This window comes from Nocardia sp. NPDC006982, assembly GCF_042869435.1.
Taxonomy (GTDB): domain Bacteria; phylum Actinomycetota; class Actinomycetes; order Mycobacteriales; family Mycobacteriaceae; genus Nocardia.
In genome coordinates this window covers 61,573-77,009 of sequence record NZ_JBIAFV010000016.1, presented here as the reverse complement: position 1 = coordinate 77,009, position 15,437 = coordinate 61,573, and the positions used below count along the sequence as shown (strand labels likewise).

16 protein-coding genes are annotated in these 15,437 nt (G+C 65.3%); 9 read left to right on the top strand and 7 right to left on the bottom strand.

The features are described from left to right. Positions 1-18 precede the first annotated feature (18 nt). Both ACFYOW_RS39435 and ACFYOW_RS39430 read left to right on the top strand, forming a co-directional pair. A complete protein-coding gene (locus ACFYOW_RS39435) occupies positions 19-537 on the top strand; it encodes a PspA/IM30 family protein (RefSeq protein WP_387295448.1) in 519 nt (172 codons plus the stop codon). A 41-nt stretch (positions 538-578) separates the two neighbouring features. Further along, the gene (locus ACFYOW_RS39430; protein WP_387295446.1) at positions 579-1,607 is read left to right on the top strand and encodes a hypothetical protein; all 1,029 of its coding nucleotides are present in this window, start codon (positions 579-581) and stop codon (positions 1,605-1,607) included. A gap of 4 nt (positions 1,608-1,611) precedes the next feature. On the opposite strand, the gene ACFYOW_RS39425 is transcribed toward ACFYOW_RS39430, so the two are convergent. From ACFYOW_RS39425 to ACFYOW_RS39410, 4 genes are read right to left on the bottom strand one after another with little or no spacing between them, the layout of a single operon-like run. Next, positions 1,612-2,385 (bottom strand): ESX secretion-associated protein EspG, encoded by a 774-nt coding sequence (locus tag ACFYOW_RS39425; RefSeq protein WP_387295444.1) that lies wholly within the window; start codon positions 2,383-2,385, stop codon positions 1,612-1,614. A 23-nt stretch (positions 2,386-2,408) separates the two neighbouring features. Beyond that, positions 2,409-3,671, bottom strand: a complete 1,263-nt coding sequence (locus tag ACFYOW_RS39420; RefSeq protein ID WP_387295442.1) for a hypothetical protein — start codon at positions 3,669-3,671, stop codon at positions 2,409-2,411. Positions 3,672-3,687: 16 nt separating this feature from the next. After that, positions 3,688-4,074, bottom strand: coding sequence for a hypothetical protein (locus ACFYOW_RS39415; protein WP_387295440.1), 387 nt, complete (start codon positions 4,072-4,074; stop codon positions 3,688-3,690). 15 nt (positions 4,075-4,089) lie between these two features. Then, complete coding sequence (locus ACFYOW_RS39410; RefSeq protein WP_387295652.1) at positions 4,090-4,602, bottom strand: DUF3558 domain-containing protein; 513 nt, start codon at positions 4,600-4,602, stop codon at positions 4,090-4,092. Positions 4,603-5,068: 466 nt separating this feature from the next. Between ACFYOW_RS39410 and ACFYOW_RS39405 the strand changes: the two genes are divergently transcribed. From ACFYOW_RS39405 to ppc, 7 genes are all read left to right on the top strand, one after another. Beyond that, positions 5,069-8,020: a nitrate- and nitrite sensing domain-containing protein gene (locus ACFYOW_RS39405; protein ID WP_387295438.1), complete on the top strand. Its 2,952-nt coding sequence runs from the start codon at positions 5,069-5,071 to the stop codon at positions 8,018-8,020. Further along, positions 8,017-8,445, top strand: a complete 429-nt coding sequence (locus ACFYOW_RS39400) for a roadblock/LC7 domain-containing protein (RefSeq protein WP_387295436.1) — start codon at positions 8,017-8,019, stop codon at positions 8,443-8,445. The genes ACFYOW_RS39405 and ACFYOW_RS39400 overlap by 4 nt, the downstream gene beginning before the upstream one ends. Next, positions 8,442-8,879 carry a DUF742 domain-containing protein gene (locus tag ACFYOW_RS39395; RefSeq protein ID WP_387295434.1) on the top strand — a complete coding sequence of 146 codons (438 nt, stop codon included), beginning with the start codon at positions 8,442-8,444 and terminating at the stop codon, positions 8,877-8,879. The genes ACFYOW_RS39400 and ACFYOW_RS39395 overlap by 4 nt, the downstream gene beginning before the upstream one ends. A gap of 49 nt (positions 8,880-8,928) precedes the next feature. After that, positions 8,929-9,483 carry an ATP/GTP-binding protein gene (locus ACFYOW_RS39390; RefSeq protein WP_387295650.1) on the top strand — a complete coding sequence of 185 codons (555 nt, stop codon included), beginning with the start codon at positions 8,929-8,931 and terminating at the stop codon, positions 9,481-9,483. 31 nt (positions 9,484-9,514) lie between these two features. Continuing rightward, a complete protein-coding gene (locus ACFYOW_RS39385) occupies positions 9,515-9,730 on the top strand; it encodes a maltose acetyltransferase domain-containing protein (RefSeq protein WP_387295648.1) in 216 nt (71 codons plus the stop codon). Between the two features lie 26 nt (positions 9,731-9,756). Beyond that, positions 9,757-10,176, top strand: a complete 420-nt coding sequence (locus tag ACFYOW_RS39380) for a VOC family protein (protein ID WP_387295432.1) — start codon at positions 9,757-9,759, stop codon at positions 10,174-10,176. A 68-nt stretch (positions 10,177-10,244) separates the two neighbouring features. Continuing rightward, positions 10,245-13,016 (top strand): phosphoenolpyruvate carboxylase, encoded by a 2,772-nt coding sequence (gene ppc / locus ACFYOW_RS39375; protein ID WP_387295430.1) that lies wholly within the window; start codon positions 10,245-10,247, stop codon positions 13,014-13,016. On the opposite strand, the gene ACFYOW_RS39370 is transcribed toward ppc, so the two are convergent. The 3 genes from ACFYOW_RS39370 to ACFYOW_RS39360 form a co-directional block, all read right to left on the bottom strand. After that, the gene (locus ACFYOW_RS39370) at positions 13,017-13,424 is read right to left on the bottom strand and encodes a RidA family protein (RefSeq protein ID WP_387295428.1); all 408 of its coding nucleotides are present in this window, start codon (positions 13,422-13,424) and stop codon (positions 13,017-13,019) included. Beyond that, a complete protein-coding gene (locus ACFYOW_RS39365) occupies positions 13,421-14,191 on the bottom strand; it encodes an IclR family transcriptional regulator (protein ID WP_387295426.1) in 771 nt (256 codons plus the stop codon). Before ACFYOW_RS39365 ends, ACFYOW_RS39370 begins: the two co-directional genes overlap by 4 nt. A gap of 64 nt (positions 14,192-14,255) precedes the next feature. Continuing rightward, on the bottom strand, positions 14,256-15,335 hold the full coding sequence (locus tag ACFYOW_RS39360) for a sugar kinase (RefSeq protein ID WP_387295424.1): 1,080 nt from the start codon (positions 15,333-15,335) through the stop codon (positions 14,256-14,258). Between the last annotated feature and the right edge of the window lie 102 nt (positions 15,336-15,437).

Here is a 15,437-nt window from a genome sequence, read left to right as displayed (position 1 = left end):
GATGCGTAGCCTGGCGATATGAGTGATTTGGGTGAGATCACCGCGCGCCTCGCAGCACTGTCCGATGACGAACTATTGGCGGTGCTCGGCGCTGCCACCGCGGGGCGACCTCGGCTCTCGTGGGTGCACACCGCGGTTGTGGAGGCAGCCGGACTCGGTAATACCGGCTCCGAGGCCGCTGTGAGTCCCGCCACTGTGACATCGCAACCGCATGACCAACAGTCGGGCACGGGAGCATCCGGGCAGGTCGGAGGCATTTCTCCGGTACCTGCGGTACCGGTACCGCCGACCGGTATCCCGTCCGGCTCCGAGCTGGGCGGATATTCGTCCGGCGGCGTACCTACTTTTGAGTCAGTTCGCGATAAGGTCGAGCAGCGCTTCGGCACCGCGCAGGGGATGGGCGAACTCGACCGGCAGACTCCTGCGGGCCGCAGCGCCGACGAACAATGGGAGGCGCGCGAGAAAGCGGCGCGCGAGCGTCTGGCTCAGATACGGAAATCGTTGCACGGCAATGACGTCGAATCGAACGATCCGTAACCTGACCGAGCGACGGACTACGAATGTGATGGTGATATTCGATGAGCGAGCCGCGTGAGATCGCCGAACGGCTACTCGATGCCCAAGTGGAGTTCCTGCTGGCCGAGGTGAGCGGCGAGCGCTTCACCGAGGTCGTCGTCCGGGACGTGGAATCGGTGCTCGGGGTGGCCGACACCCTGATCTTCCGCGATGTCGTCGGCATCGATGATGCCAAGGAAACGGTCCGCACTGTCATCGATCTCATCGGCGGCAGTCCGGTCATCGCGGATATGGTCGGGGTATTCGCCGACTCGATCTACGACCACATCGCCACGAACAACGACTACACCCTGGGGCAGGTGGTCGACCGCGAACCGGTCGAGGCGCTGCTGGAGAAGATCTTCGGCATGCATCAGGCGCAGGAGCGGATCCTGGAGCGGCTGACCGAGAGCCCGCTGGTCGCCACAGTCGCCTCCAAGTTCGTGGATAAGCTCATCTCCGATTTCATGGAGGCGAATAAGCAGTTCGCGGGCAAGATTCCCGGTGTCTCATCGCTGATCTCCATGGGACAGTCGGCGGCCAAGACCGCCAAGAAGGCCACCGAGAGCACCTTCATCGGCGATATGGCGGGTAAGGGTGCGGTATTCGCGCTCAAGCGCACCAACAATGCCATCCGGGAGATGTTGCGCGACGCTCCGGTGCACGATGCCGCGATGGAGTTCTGGGATCTGCACGCCGACGAGCCGGTGAGCGGTCTGCGGGACTATCTGACCCAGAAGGATCTCAACGAACTGGTGCTGCTCTGCTACGAGATCGCGGTGACCACCAGGGAGAAGGAGTATTTCGGGCTGCTCGTGGACGAGTGCGTGGATGTCTTCTTCACCAAGTACGGCGATTTCACGCTGGCCGCGATGCTGCCGGAACTCGGTCTGTCCGGCGACGATATCGCCAAGGAGATCCTGCGGTACGGTCCCGCCGTCATCGAGGGTGCGAAGCGCAATGGCGTGCTGGGCAAGCTGATTCGCGAGCGGCTGGAGCCGTTCTACACCTCGGATGTGGTGCTCGGGATCCTGGGCGAGGTCAAGAGCTGAGTCCTCAGCGTACGAAATGATCGCCGCTGCGGACCTCTTCGACTGTGCGGCTGATCATTTCGCGCAGCGTCGTGGTGATGCGCCGGCGATCGGTAGGCTTCACGATCACGGTGCGACTGCCGAAACTGACATAGCGGCCGTCATTTTCGAAATCGGTGATCTGGAAGTCCTTGCGGCCCTTGGTATGCCGATTGTCCACGCTGCCGAGCGGATACACCCCGACGTGCACGGTGGCGGTCGTCGGGCGACGGAAGAATGTGTCGAACTCCTCGCGCACCGTCGGACGCCACGCGTCGCGCACCACAGGCGGCGGCTTCTCCAGCTCCTCGATCGGTACCCGCATCGGTTTACCCTGTCCCGGACGGGATTCCGGCAATACATCGACCACGGCGGGGGCCAGATCGTCGGCCGCTAGGAACAGCAGGTCCACATCCCCGCCATGCTCGTGCTCGGGGCCCGGCTCCTGCATAGCCAGTGCGCCGTGCTGGAAATGCACGCCGCCGTGCGCGCGGATCTTGCGCTCGTTGCGCGGACCGCGGAACCCCGCCACCTCCACCCGCGCCTCGGGCGCCAGCAGCACCTCGACGGCGCGCACCAGATCCTCGTCCAGTTGTGGCACCACCACCTGGGCCGCGGCCCGACGCAGCCGATCCGAATCCTCCTGGAGGACCTCGGTGGAACGATGTCGCAGCGGATAGGGGAGCACATCCCGTCCGGTCGATTCCCAGAGCACTCGGAATTCGAGCGCGGTAAAACGCCACCGCCGCGCGGTTGTCATGCGGTCTTCCTGTCTGCCGACGCTCATTCGCCGATGACCGGCGGGACCGTCTTCGGTGCATTGGCGAGCCCGATGAGCTCTTCGCCGTTCTGCTGGTTGATCAAGTAGTCGGGGATGGCTTTGCTGGACTCGTTTTCGTCCTTGCCGCCGCGATTGCCGGGGGACCCCATGCCGGACATGCCATTGCGACCCGTGGTGGCAGCGGTGGTTGTGGCAGCGGCGGTGGGCGTGGCGGAGCCGGTCGGTGTGCCGGTGACGGTTCGGCCCGGGGACTGGGCGGTCGAACCGGGGGTGCCGCTCGGGCTGCCCGAGTGGGTCGGCGAACCCGCGCTGGTCGGTGTTGTCGTCGACGACGGGTTGGTCGCGGTGGTGTCCGGCTTGGTCGTGGTCGGGTCGGTGCCGGTGGTGCTCGGCGTCGTCGAACCAGCCGTCGACTGGGTACCCGACGGATCGGTGGTCGGACTCTCCTCGGTGTTCGAGGGTTCTTGTTTTGGCTGGCTGCCGCCGGGGGTGGAACCGGGCTGGCTGCCGCCGGGGCTGTAACCCGGCCCGGTGTTGGGGGTTTCGCCCGGCTTCGCGGTCGGATTATCAGGTTTCGGGATGACCGGAACGTTGGTGTCTGTCTCCTCGATCACCGGGGCGTACACAGTGCGCAGCACACGGACCGCTTCCGCATGCGCGGTGCTCTCGGCCTCGTCGTTATCGCGCCAACCGCGGCCCGCGATCCAATGCCTGGCGTTCTCGACATTCGACCGGAGGTCAGGGGCATGCGGCACAAGGGCTTTCGTCGGTTCCAGACCGGTCTCGAGTTCGGCGACCTTGCTTCCGGTCAGCTTGGCGGCGTTGGCGAGTTGCACAGCCTGGGTGCTGTAGTCGCTGACCGCCTTGGCTACGGCATTGCGCGAAGCGCCTTTCCAGATGCTTTCGTCGGTCGCGCGTTTCATCGCGTCATTGAAAGTATTCAACGAGGTTTCAGCGCGTTTGCCGATTTCATTCCATGCTGTCGCGAGATTGCCGACGGCGGTGAGATCGATCTTGTCGACCTTTTCGCGCAGTTGCGAGGTGGACGGGGTATCGAAGTCGTCGCGGGATTTGACCGAACGCGGCCGGAAATCGCCCTGGAAGCCGATGCCATTGGCGGTGCTGCGGACGCCGTCGCGCTGCTCATTGAATTTGGTCTGCACTGCGGCGGGGTCGACGCCGGGTTTGCGCTCGTCGCCGGCGATCCAGTCGGTGAGGCTTTCCAGCATTGCGGAGCCGAGATCGCCTGCGCTCCAATTGAACATGCCGAATCCCATGGTGTCAGCCGCCTAGTGATTCGGTGTTGGTGTTGAAGTATGTCGAGTTGGTCACGTCTTGACCGGTAATGCGCTTGATCGACAGGGCCATGATTTGGCCCATATCTTTGACGACCTCGATGTGTTCGCGGATGATCACGTCGATCGAGTTGTTCTCGCCGGTGGCTTGACCTTTGAACATTTTGACCAGGTCGTTGGCCATGTTGAAATCGCCGAAGCCTGAGACGTTTTGGGCGGCATTCGCGTACGTGAGCATGGCATTGAGATCGTTGATGCGATCGTCACACGCGGTCAGGCACTGGCGCGCTGCGGCTTCGTCATCTAGATACAGTTCCCCGGTCCGAGCTTGGCCTGCGAACTTGCGCCACTGAGCAATGTCGTCTTCGCTCACATCTCCCCCTTCTGGCTACTTCGGAAGAACTTGCACGATCGAGGAACCGACTCGGTTCAAAAGGACGCACGGGTCCTCAGGGTTATCGAGGGCGGCGTTGTTGACCAACATCAATTGCAGCACGCCCTGAGCGGCTGGAAGGACAACGTCGCAGCGAAGGTCTTTGGACCCTCCTTCGACCCGGAATTGGCGGCCGCTTCGCCCCCCGACGGTGGTGTCATGAAAATCGACATTGCCGGGCTTCTGCTCAAAGTCGGATACCGGGCGAGCCGTGGAGAAGACAGTGATCGAATACTTGGGGGCCTTCCAGCCACAGATCTCCCACCCCGACTGGTGGACGCCAGCGATACCACTTTCCTTGGTCGACGGCTTGACCCCGGCTGCGGTGAGTACGTCATCGGGGATCTGCGTGCAGGGATCGAACAACTTCACAGGAGCGGCGCTCGTTCCGCTGCTCGGCGTCGCGTCTCCGCTCTTCGAGCTCCCGCACGCGACCAACCCCGGCAGCACAGCCGCCGCGAGCAGCATCAACTTCAATCGGTGCGCCATCCCCGCCCTCTCGACCTGCGGCTATCCGGAGATCATGACCATATCAAACGATATGCGGGGCATTGCTGGTCGCGATGGGAGGTGGGAGCGAAGGATTCGGCCGGAATCGTGCACAGCGAATCCTCGGCACAGCTGTCTGCGACGGCCGTCACGTCACACCGTCCGGCGCCGCGGTGTGAGCGGATCGACACCGCGGAAACGGTGCATTACCAGCATGTATACAAATGCGTTCTGTGACCGTTTTGCCCGGTTTTCGCGTTGACAGCGACCTACCCCTGCAGCAGGCTGCTGCGTGACCTTCCGTGTGCTCGCCGTGGAGCTGTCACGGCTTGGCAATCGGAGGAGCAGGGTGGTGCGTTTACGTCAACGGTCGGAAAAACCCGGTGGCACAACGGATATGACTGCCGACTCCAGAAGTGAACGCCAGGTTGCCGGAAGCGGAATAGTGCGACCGCGCACGATTCGGGGGCAATTGGCCCGAATCCTCGTCGTCTCATTGGTTTTGGTATTGGCGCTGCTCGGCGTGACGGTCGCCCGGGAGGTCAAGGCCTTCCGAGACAGTGGTGACACCGTGCGCGCGGTCTCGCTCGCGCTGGCCGTCCAGGATCTGGTGCAGCAGGCACAGCGCGAACGCGGCCTCAGCAATGGTCTGCTGGGCGGCGATGCCCGGCTGGTGCAGACCGTGGCCGATCAGCGGGTCGAAACGAATCGTGCGCTGGCCGCACTCGAGGAGGCCGCGGCCGGGAACGCGCCGGGCGCGGCCCAGGTGCGTTCGGCGATCGGCCAATTCGACGCGCTGGATGCGACCCGTACCCAGATCGATGCCCGCCGCACCAGCAGGCAGGCCGCCTTTCAGTTCTATACCGACGGTATTTCCGCACTGAATCGTCTGACGCTCGGGCTCGATCAGGCGCGCGACGCCGAGGTGCGGCACGGCCTCGAGGCGCTGTACGCCCTCGGCGAGGCCAAGGAGCAGACCGCCAAGGAACGCGGATTCCTCAATGGCGTCTTCGCCGCCGATGAGTTCCGCAATGGCGAGTATGTCGAATTCCTCGATATTCGCGCCGCCAAGATGGCCGGTCTGACCGCCTTCGCGCGCGACGCGACCGCGGCACAGCAGGCCGAGCTCGATGCGGCGCTGCGCAGCGAGAATGCCGTCAAGGCTGGTGAATCGGAGCGGATCGCGATCGCGTCGAGCGCCGGTCCGCTGGGGCGTTCGGTGGATCCGAGCACTTGGTGGGCGCAGATGACGGCGGTCATCGATGAGCAGCGCACGGTCCAGCAGGCGGTCGGTGACGATGTGCAGCGGCGCGCGACGGCGCTGCGCCGGGATGCGTTGTTGACCCTCGGCGGCTTCCTGCTCGCTGCGCTGATCGCCGTTGCCGCCGAGGTAGCGCTGGTCTTCACCAGTGTGCGCGCCATCGTGCGTCCACTCGCCGAGTTGGCGGCGGAGGCGGATGATGTCGCCAATCACCGACTGCCCGGGGTGATCGCGGCCTGGCGGGAATCCGATGACACCCAACCGGATCCGCCTGCGCCGGTGCGCACGCCGCGCGGCGCGAGTGTCGAAATCGCCGCGGTGGCGGGCGCACTGGACGGTGTCCAGACCACGGCCTTCGAATTGGCTTCGGAACAGGCGCTGGTCCGCCGCAATACCACCGAATCGATGGCGAATCTGGCGCGGCGCAACCAGAATCTGGTTCGCCGTCAGCTCGGGCTGATCAGTGAATTCGAACGCGAGGAACTCGATCCCAAGGCGCTGTCCAATCTGTTCGAGCTCGATCACCTCGCTACCCGCATGCGGCGCAATGCCGAAAGTCTGCTGGTGCTGGTGGGTGCGGGAAGCCCGCGGCGCTGGGCCGAGCCGATTTCGCTCACCGATGTGATTCGCGCCGGGTTGTCGGAGGTCGACGACTATCGCCGGGTGGTGCTGCGGCGAGTGGACGATCTCGCGATCACCGGCGCGGTGGTCACTGATCTCGCGCATATGCTCGCCGAGCTCATCGAGAACGGATTGGCCTTCTCTCCACCGGATATGGAGGTCGAGATCTACGGACGCAAGCTGCCTGCCGGATATCTGCTCGCGGTGGTGGATCACGGTGTCGGGATGCCGGTGGAGCAGTTGGACGAGGCGAATGCCCGGCTGCGCGGCGAGACCGATTTCGTTGTCGCGCCGACGCGGTATCTGGGCCACTACGTGGTCGGCCGGTTGGCGCGGCGGCTCGGGATCGAAGTCGAGTTGAATGTCTCGCCGGTGAGCGGGGTCGTCGCGCGGCTGCTGTTGCCCGCGGGAATCATTGCGGGAGAGAAAGATCGGCGCGCACCCGCAGCGCGAGAGCGGAGCGATTCGGCTGCGGTGGCCGGTGCGCAAGGGCAGGTCGAGTCGGCGGCGACCGGTGACCTCCCGGCCTTGGGGGGATCTCCCGCGAGCGAAGCTGTTTCGCCGAGACCGGTGCTCGGCAGGCCGCGGCACAGTGCCCCGGCTGATGGGGCTCCTGGCGCTCCGGTTAACGGCGCTCGGATAGCTGGTGCCTCGGTGAACGGGACCTCGGTGCCGGTCGCTCTGGTCAATGGTGCCCCAGCCGATGACGCGGTGGTAGGTGGCGGCTCCATGCCTGGTGCCCCGCTCGCCGGTGCTCCGGACCCCGACGCTTCGGTGCCTGGCGCTCCGCTATCCGGTGCGCCGACCCATGATGCGCGGACGACCGGCGCATCCGACCCCGACGGCACCGCGTCTCGGCCACCACGCTCCGGTGGACCCGCGCATTCCCGACCGGGATTCGTCGCACCGGGACCCGCGCCGTTCGCCCAATTCCTGTCCACGCCGGACGGTTCCGATGACAGTGCCGAATCCATCGGATCCATCGGATTTATATACACACGCGACGGGAGCAATGGATCGCTGACCCGTCTGCCCAGCGCTACCGGAAGTGATGGTGCCAGCCGAGCCCCGCACGGTGTGCCCGCAGCCGACGGATCCGGTGCCCGCCCTATCGACGGCATAACCGCATTCAAGGGTTCACAGCCCGCTTCGCCGTCTTCGGCCAGCGGTTCGCTATGGCAGGTTCCCGAAACGGTCACAGCGGCAGCGGAATCCGCTGGTGCGCCGAACGTGGTGCAGCGCACCAAGAACGGATTGGTCAAGCGCAACAAGCGAGCACGTCCAGCGGACATCGGAACTGACGGCGCACCAGGGCTTCTCGCTCCTGAGCCGCCGAGCGCTCCGGTCGCGGATCGCTCACCGGCCGAGATTCGCAGCATGCTCTCGTCCTTCCGCGCCGGACATGAGCGTGGCGCTCTCACCCCGCCAGGAACAGGGACGTCCGAAAACATCCCGCGCGCCACGGATTTGGCGCAAACCTCGGCTTCACCCACCACCGCAGAGGAGATTCGATGACCACCCATATACAGGCTGCGGACCCGCACACCTTCAACTGGATGCTGGCCAACTTCGTCCGCAATACCGATGGCGTCCGCGATACCGTCGCCGTTTCCTCCGACGGCCTGCTCATCGCCATGTCGGAGGGCCTGGACCGTACCGGTGCGGATCGACTGGCGGCCATGGTGTCGGGTCTGTCCAGCCTGGCTCGAAGTGCCTCGCGCAGTTACGCATTCGACGGCCTGAAGCTGATCATGATCGAGATGAAGCGTGGCTTCCTGCTGGTCTCCGCCATCGGTGACGGCAGCTGCCTCGGGGTCATCGCCGACGGCGGTTGCGATGTCGGTCTCGTCGGCTACGAGATGGCGGTGCTGGCCGAGCGGGCCGGTGCGCTGCTGGACCCGGCGCTCATTTCGGAATTGCGAGAGTCGTTGCGCCGATGAGAGATCCATACCGGCCGCGGTTGCCGGACCCGCGGATGATCCCGGTCAACCAAACTTTCGGCCGGCTCGCGGCCGGCCGGTCGCCGAAAGACAGTCCGGACGAGCAGGGCGTCGATGACCGATTCGTGCGCCCGTTCGTCGTCACGGCGGGACGCACCACGCCATTGATCGACGGGCTGCGCATCGAAACACTGGTGCGGGCGCTGCCCGCCGCGCTGTCCGCGCCGCTGCACTTCGAACAGCGCACCGTCGTTCGGCTGTGCCAGCAGCCGCATTCCATCGCCGAAATCGGGACGGCGCTGCACGTTCCGGTGGGCGTCGCGAAGGTGATCGTCAGCGATCTCGCGGCCGCCGGGCATGTTTCGGTCCGGGACGCTCCGGAACTTTCCACCGCAGCCATCGAGAGGATCAGGGACCTTGTACGGGCACTCTGAATATCGGACACCACCGGCCGAGCGGTCGATGCCCTCGTCGGTCAAGATCGTGATCAGCGGCGGATTCGGTGTCGGCAAAACAACATTCATCAGCGCGATCTCCGAAATCGAACCGCTGGTGACCGAGGCGGCGATGACCGAGGTCGCCATCGGCGTGGACGATCCGGGGCGGCGCGCGGATAAGACCGAGACCACCGTCGCCCTCGACTTCGGCCGCATCACCCTCGACAGCTCGCTGATCCTGTACCTGTTCGGCACCCCCGGCCAGGACCGCTTCGTCTTCCTGTGGGACGACCTGGTCGACGGCGCGCTCGGCGCGGTGATCGTGGTGGACACGGGCCGGGTCGAGGACTGCTATCCGGTGCTCGACTACTTCGAAGAGCACAACACGCCATTCGTGGTGGTGGTCAACCGATTCGAACAGGGCGAGCACTTCGAACTCGACGAGGTCCGGGAGGCACTCGAGCTCGACGAGTGGATCCCCATCCTGGAATGTGATGCGCGAGACCGGGGATCGGTAAAAGAGGTACTCGTCGCACTGCTCGAACAGGTGCTCGTCCAGCGCCTGTCCGCACCACGCAGGCAACCCAGCGAGGTCGGCTGACCCGGCGCTCGTGGGCGAGCAAAAGGAACGGATGCTGCGCGGCGAATTGTACCGGGACAGCGATCCGGATTTGGTGGCCGAGCGCATCCGGGCACAGCGGGTTGTGCGACGAGTTCAACCGCACGCGCCGGGAGGAAACCGAGCGGCGCGATGCGGTGCTGGGGGAGCTGTGAGCGATTCACCGAGATCGAACATTTTCGCGGGATCACCGATGAATTCCGGGCGCACTCGCCGTCTTTGCTCGTGATACCGCTCGAGACTAGGAGATATCAAATGAGCAACGGCAAGGATTTCACCCTCACCCACGTCGCGGTGCTGGTCGGCGACCAGGACAAGGCGCTGGAGTTCTACCGCGATGTCATCGGCTTCGAGGTCCGCCAGGATATGCCGTTTCCGGGCGGTCGCTGGCTGACCGTCGGGCCGGCATCGCAGCCGGGTATCGAATTCATCCTGGAGAACCCAGGGATGAACCCGAACGAGGCCGCTCGCGCGGCCGCCGAGGCCAGGCTGGCCAGCGGTGCGCAGGGCACCCTGATCTTCACCACCGAGGCCGTCGACGACACCTTCGCCCGGCTGCGTGACGCCGGTGTCGATGTCGATCAGGAGCCGATCACCCAGCCCTACGGCGTCCGCGACTGCGGTTTCCGCGATCCGTGGGGCAACCACCTGCGGTTCTCCCAGCTGCTCGGCTGATTCGCCGCGAACCGCCCGAGGCGAATGTCACCGCCAACCGGGTCGCACCTGGCACTAGGGTCGAAATTATGACCCAAGCGCGGATCGAGACGGAACAGGATGCGACCCGGCCACTGCGCGATGACATTCGCTTCCTTGGCGGCGTCCTCGGCGACACCATCCGCGATCACGAGGGCCCCGAGGTCTTCGACTTGATCGAGCGGGTGCGGATCGAGGCGTTCCGGGTGCGGCGCGAGGAGGTCGAGCGCAGCGCGGTGGCGGAGATGCTGGACGGCGTCGAGATAGCGGTCGCGCTGCCGCTGATCCGCGCGTTCACCTATTTCGTGCTGCTGGCGAATCTGGCCGAGGATATCCAGCGCGATAGGCGGCGCGCGGCGCATGAGGCGGCGGGGGAGCCGCCGCAGGATTCCTCGCTCGCGGCGACCTACCGCAAGCTCGACGCAGCGGCCCTGGACGGCGCCGAGGTCGCCGATCTGCTCGCCGACGCCTTGGTATCGCCGGTGATCACCGCACATCCGACCGAAACCCGGCGCCGCACCGTTTTCGATGTGCAGACCCGCATTACCGAGTTGATGCGATTGCGGCAGCGCTATACCGAAACCGAGCGGGCGCGTGCGGATCTGGAGCTGCGGATCCGCCGCCAGGTGCTCTCGCTGTGGCGCACCGCGCTGATTCGATTGCAGCGCTTGCGGATTCAGGACGAGATCTCGGTCGGTCTGCGCTACTACGACATCACGCTCTTCGACGTCATTCCGGCGATCAATGCGGAAGTTCGGGCGGCGCTGCGGTCCCGGTGGCCGGGCGCGGAATTGCTGCCGCGGCCGATCCTGCGCCCCGGATCGTGGATCGGCGGCGATCGTGACGGAAATCCTTATGTGACAGCGGATGTCGTGCGTCAGGCAGCATCGCAAGCGTCGGCGGTGGCGTTCGGACGGTACCTGCACGAGCTGGTGGAGCTGGAGAAGTCGCTGTCGCAATCGGCGCGGCTGGTGCTGGTGACACCGGAAGTGGCCGCACTGGCCGAGGCCGGTTATCCCGATCCCGCGACGCATTCCGATGAGCCGTATCGCCGTGCGCTGCACCGGATTCGGGCGCGACTGTCGGCGTCGGCACTTGCCGCGCTCGGCGAATTGCCCGCGGACGGGCTGGACATGGGTGCACCGGCATACGCGACCCCGCAGGCGGTACTCGACGACCTGGACGCCGTGGACGTCTCGATGCGGGCCAGTGGTGACGGTCTGCTCGCCGACGATCGGCTCGCCGCACTGCGATATGCCGTCGAGACATTCGGATTTCACCTGCAGGGCCTGGACATGCGCCAGAACTCGGAGATGCACGAACAGGTCGTCACCGAGCTGCTGGCCTGGGCAGGTGTACATCAGGACTACGCGAGTCTCGCCGAGCCGGAGCGGGTAGAACTGCTCGCCGCCGAGTTGCGTACCCGTCGCCCGCTGCTCGGCCCGCATGCACGGCTCAGTGAACTCGCCGCCAAGGAGCTCGATATCGTCCGTGCCGCACGGGATGTCGTCGTCACCTTCGGCGTCGAGGCGGTCCCGAACTACATCATCAGCATGTGCACCTCGGTCAGCGACATGTTGGAGGCGGCGCTGCTGTTGAAGGAGGGCGGGCTGCTCGATCCCGGTGAGCCCGATGGGCCGCCGAGCTGCCCGGTGAATATCGTGCCGCTGTTCGAGACCATCGAGGATCTGGGTGCCGGTGCGGCGACCCTGTCCGCGGTGCTGGATGTCCCGGTGTATCGAGAGCTGGTGGCTGCCAAGGGAATGCGGCAGGAGGTCATGCTCGGATACTCCGATTCCAACAAGGACGGTGGGTATCTGGCCGCCAATTGGGCGCTCTACCGGGCGGAGCTGGATCTGGTCGAGGTGGCGCGCAAGACCGGAATTCGCCTGCGGCTCTTCCACGGTCGCGGCGGCACGGTCGGTCGTGGTGGCGGGCGCAGCTATGACGCCATTCTCGCCCAGCCCATCGGCGCCGTGCGGGGCTCGCTGCGGTTGACCGAGCAGGGTGAGGTGATCGCGGCCAAATACGCGGAATCCGGTGCGGCGCATCGCAATCTGGAGTCGTTGATCGCGGGCACCCTGGAGTCGACGCTGCTCGATGTGGAGGGGCTCGGCCCCGATGCCGAGCCGTCCTATGACCTCATGGATGATCTGGCGGCGCGCGCCCGTGCGGCTTATGCGCGGCTCGTGCACGAAACACCGGGATTCGTCGAGTATTTCCGGCAGTCCACGCCGGTTGCCGAGGTCGGCGATCTGAATATCGGCAGTCGTCCCGCCTCCCGCAAGCCGACGAATTCGGTGAACGATCTGCGGGCCATTCCGTGGGTGATGTCGTGGAGTCAGGCCCGCGTCATGCTGCCGGGCTGGTACGGGACCGGTGCGGCGTTGGAGGAGTGGGTCGGCGGCGATTCCAACCGCTTGGCGATTCTGTCGGACCTCTATCGCCGCTGGCCGTTCTTCCGGACGGTGCTGTCGAATCTGGCCCAGGTCATGGCCAAGAGCGACTTGGATATCGCGGCCAGGTACGCCGAACTCGTCGATGATGTGGCATTGCGCGAACATATTTTCGGGATGATCCGAGACGAGCACGCCCGCACCATCCGCATGCACGCCGCGATCACCGGCAATGATCACCTGCTCGCCGACAACCCGTCACTGGCGGAATCGATCCACAACCGCTTCCCGTACCTGGAACCGCTGAACCAGATGCAGGTCGAGTTGCTGCGCCGGCTGCGGGCGGGCGACGATTCCGAACTCGTCAAACGCGGCATCCTGCTGACCATGAACGGACTCGCCACCGCGCTGCGCAACTCCGGCTAGTTACGCCGACACGATGGCGACCGCATCGATCTCGACCAGCATTTCCTCCCGCGGCAGGCCGGTGAATACCGTTGTGCGGCTCGGCAAAACGTCTCCGGTGGTGTTGGCGGTGACGAACTGGCCGTAGGCGTCGTTCATGACGGCGAAGTCCTCGCGCTTGGTCAGGTAGACGCGCAGCATCACCACATCGTCGAAGGTGGCGCCGCTCGCCTCGACGATTGCCTTGACATTCTGCAGCGTCCGAATCGTCTGGGCGGCAACGTCGCCGGGGAAGAGGTACTCATTGGTCGCCGGGTCGACCGGACCCTGGCCCGAGACCTGCACGAACGGGCCCTTGCGCACGCCCTGGGAGAAGGTGTGCGCGGGTGCGGGGGCGTCGGTGGTGCGGACGGCGATTTTCTCACTCATGAGTGGCCTTTCATCGGGGTGCGGCCGGGAGTCCAGCCGAGTTCGGCAGAAATGGCATCGGCCGCCGCACAAACCCTCGGCAATTCGGCCAACACCTGGTCGTGGTCGAGCAGCATGTCCGGCACCGACATCGAGACCGCGGCGACCACCGTCCCGGTGCCATTGCGCACCGGGACGCCGATGCAGTTGACGAAGCTTTCGTGCTCCTCGTGGTCTTCCGCATAGCCCTGTGTCGCAACGAGTTCCAGCTCTTCCAGATAGCGCTCCGGGGTGCGGATGGTGCGGTCGGTGAACTTGCGGTAGTCGAGGCGCTCGGCGATCGCGCGCCATTCCGTGCGCGGCTGTGCGGCGACGAGCACCTTCCCGACCGCCGTGCAGTGCAGCGGGGCGGGTCGGCCGATGCGGGAATACATGCGCACGCTCTGGATCGCATCGAATTTGTCGATGTAGATGGCGTCACCGGATTCGTAGGTGGCGAGGTGAATCGTCTGTCCGGTAGCGGAATTCAGTGCGCTCAGGTGCGGGCGGGCGATGGTGCGAACATCACGCTGTTCCAAGGCACGATTGGCGAGTTCGAAAAGCCGGGAACCGAGAATGTATTGGTGCTGACTGTCGTGGGTGACGAAGCGCTGCGATTCCATGGTTTGCAGTAGCCGCAGCACCGTCGACTTGTGCACGCCGAGTTCACCGGCCAGCTGATCGAGCGAGCGCGCATCCTCCCCGAGCGAAAGCAGGATGGTCAACGCGCGCAACAAACTCTGGCTCATGACTGCGCCTCGCCGGCACTCGGCTCCGTCATCGCCATGGGCGCTGTGCCTTCGATTCGCTCGCTCATGACGCCACATTCTCTGCTACGACATCCCTGCTGTAGTGCACGCGCCCCCAAGCGGACTCGTCGAGCATCGCCAATGCTTCCAGCGCACCGGGTGACGGCAGTTCCGCGACATCACCGGTGCCGGTCAGCGCGGCCGCGGCGCACAGATGCCCGAAGCGCAGCCGCTGCGCCAGCGGGCGTCCATGTAGCAGGGCGGCAAGATAGCCGCCCGCGAAGGCATCACCGGCACCGATCCGCTCGGTGATCTCCAGTTCCAGCGCGGGTACTTCGACGCGCTCGGTTCCGGAGAACCCGGTCACCGAATGCTCATTGTTCTTGACCACCAAGTGTTCCGGCTCGGGGAACAGTGCGCGCAATCGGTCGGCATCGTCGGTGCCGAAGACCGCATCCGCCTCGTCGGCGCCGAGGAACACCACATCGCAGCCGCGTACCTGACGAGCCAGCACCTCGGCTGCCCGCTCGACGCGCCCCGCCCACAGCGCCGGACGGTAATTCAGATCGAAGCTGACCAGCATGGCCCGGCGGGGAAGTGTGACAAGGGTTTCCGTGAGGCGGGTCGCGGATTCCGAGAGCGCGGTGGTTATTCCGGTGAAGTGCACGAGGTCGGTGCGTTCGAGCAGTCCGGCCGCCGCTGTCAGATCGGCGGTGGACAGTGCGCTGGCGGCGGAGCCGGTGCGGTAGTAAAGCATGCGGCTGGCTCCATCGGCCAGATCGGTCGCCTTGCCCGAGCCGCTGCCGCGCTCCTTCACATAGACGGCGGTGGGGCGTGCGGGATCGATGACAACCGCCGACACATCCACGCCGCGTGCCGCGAGGTGTCCGGTGAGATACCGGCCGAATCCGTCATCGCCGACCCGGGAAATCCACGCGGCGTCCACATCGAGCTGAGCGAGCACGGTGGCCACATTCGCCTCGGCGCCGCCCGCGGTTCGCTCGAAATTCTCCGAGTCCTCCAGCGGACCGGGACACGCCACCAGCACGGCGAGCCCCTCACCGATGGTCACCGCCCGCGGGCGGAGCGACGTAGTAGGCCACGTCACATCGATCTCCCTTCTGCCCTTGCGGCTACCGGCCATCCAGTGCAGAATAACCACACAAAACACGATGTGCAACAAGTGTTGCAAAATATGCAATGCCTGAGCGATATGATTCGGCGGAGAGATTCCGCGGGAAGGAGC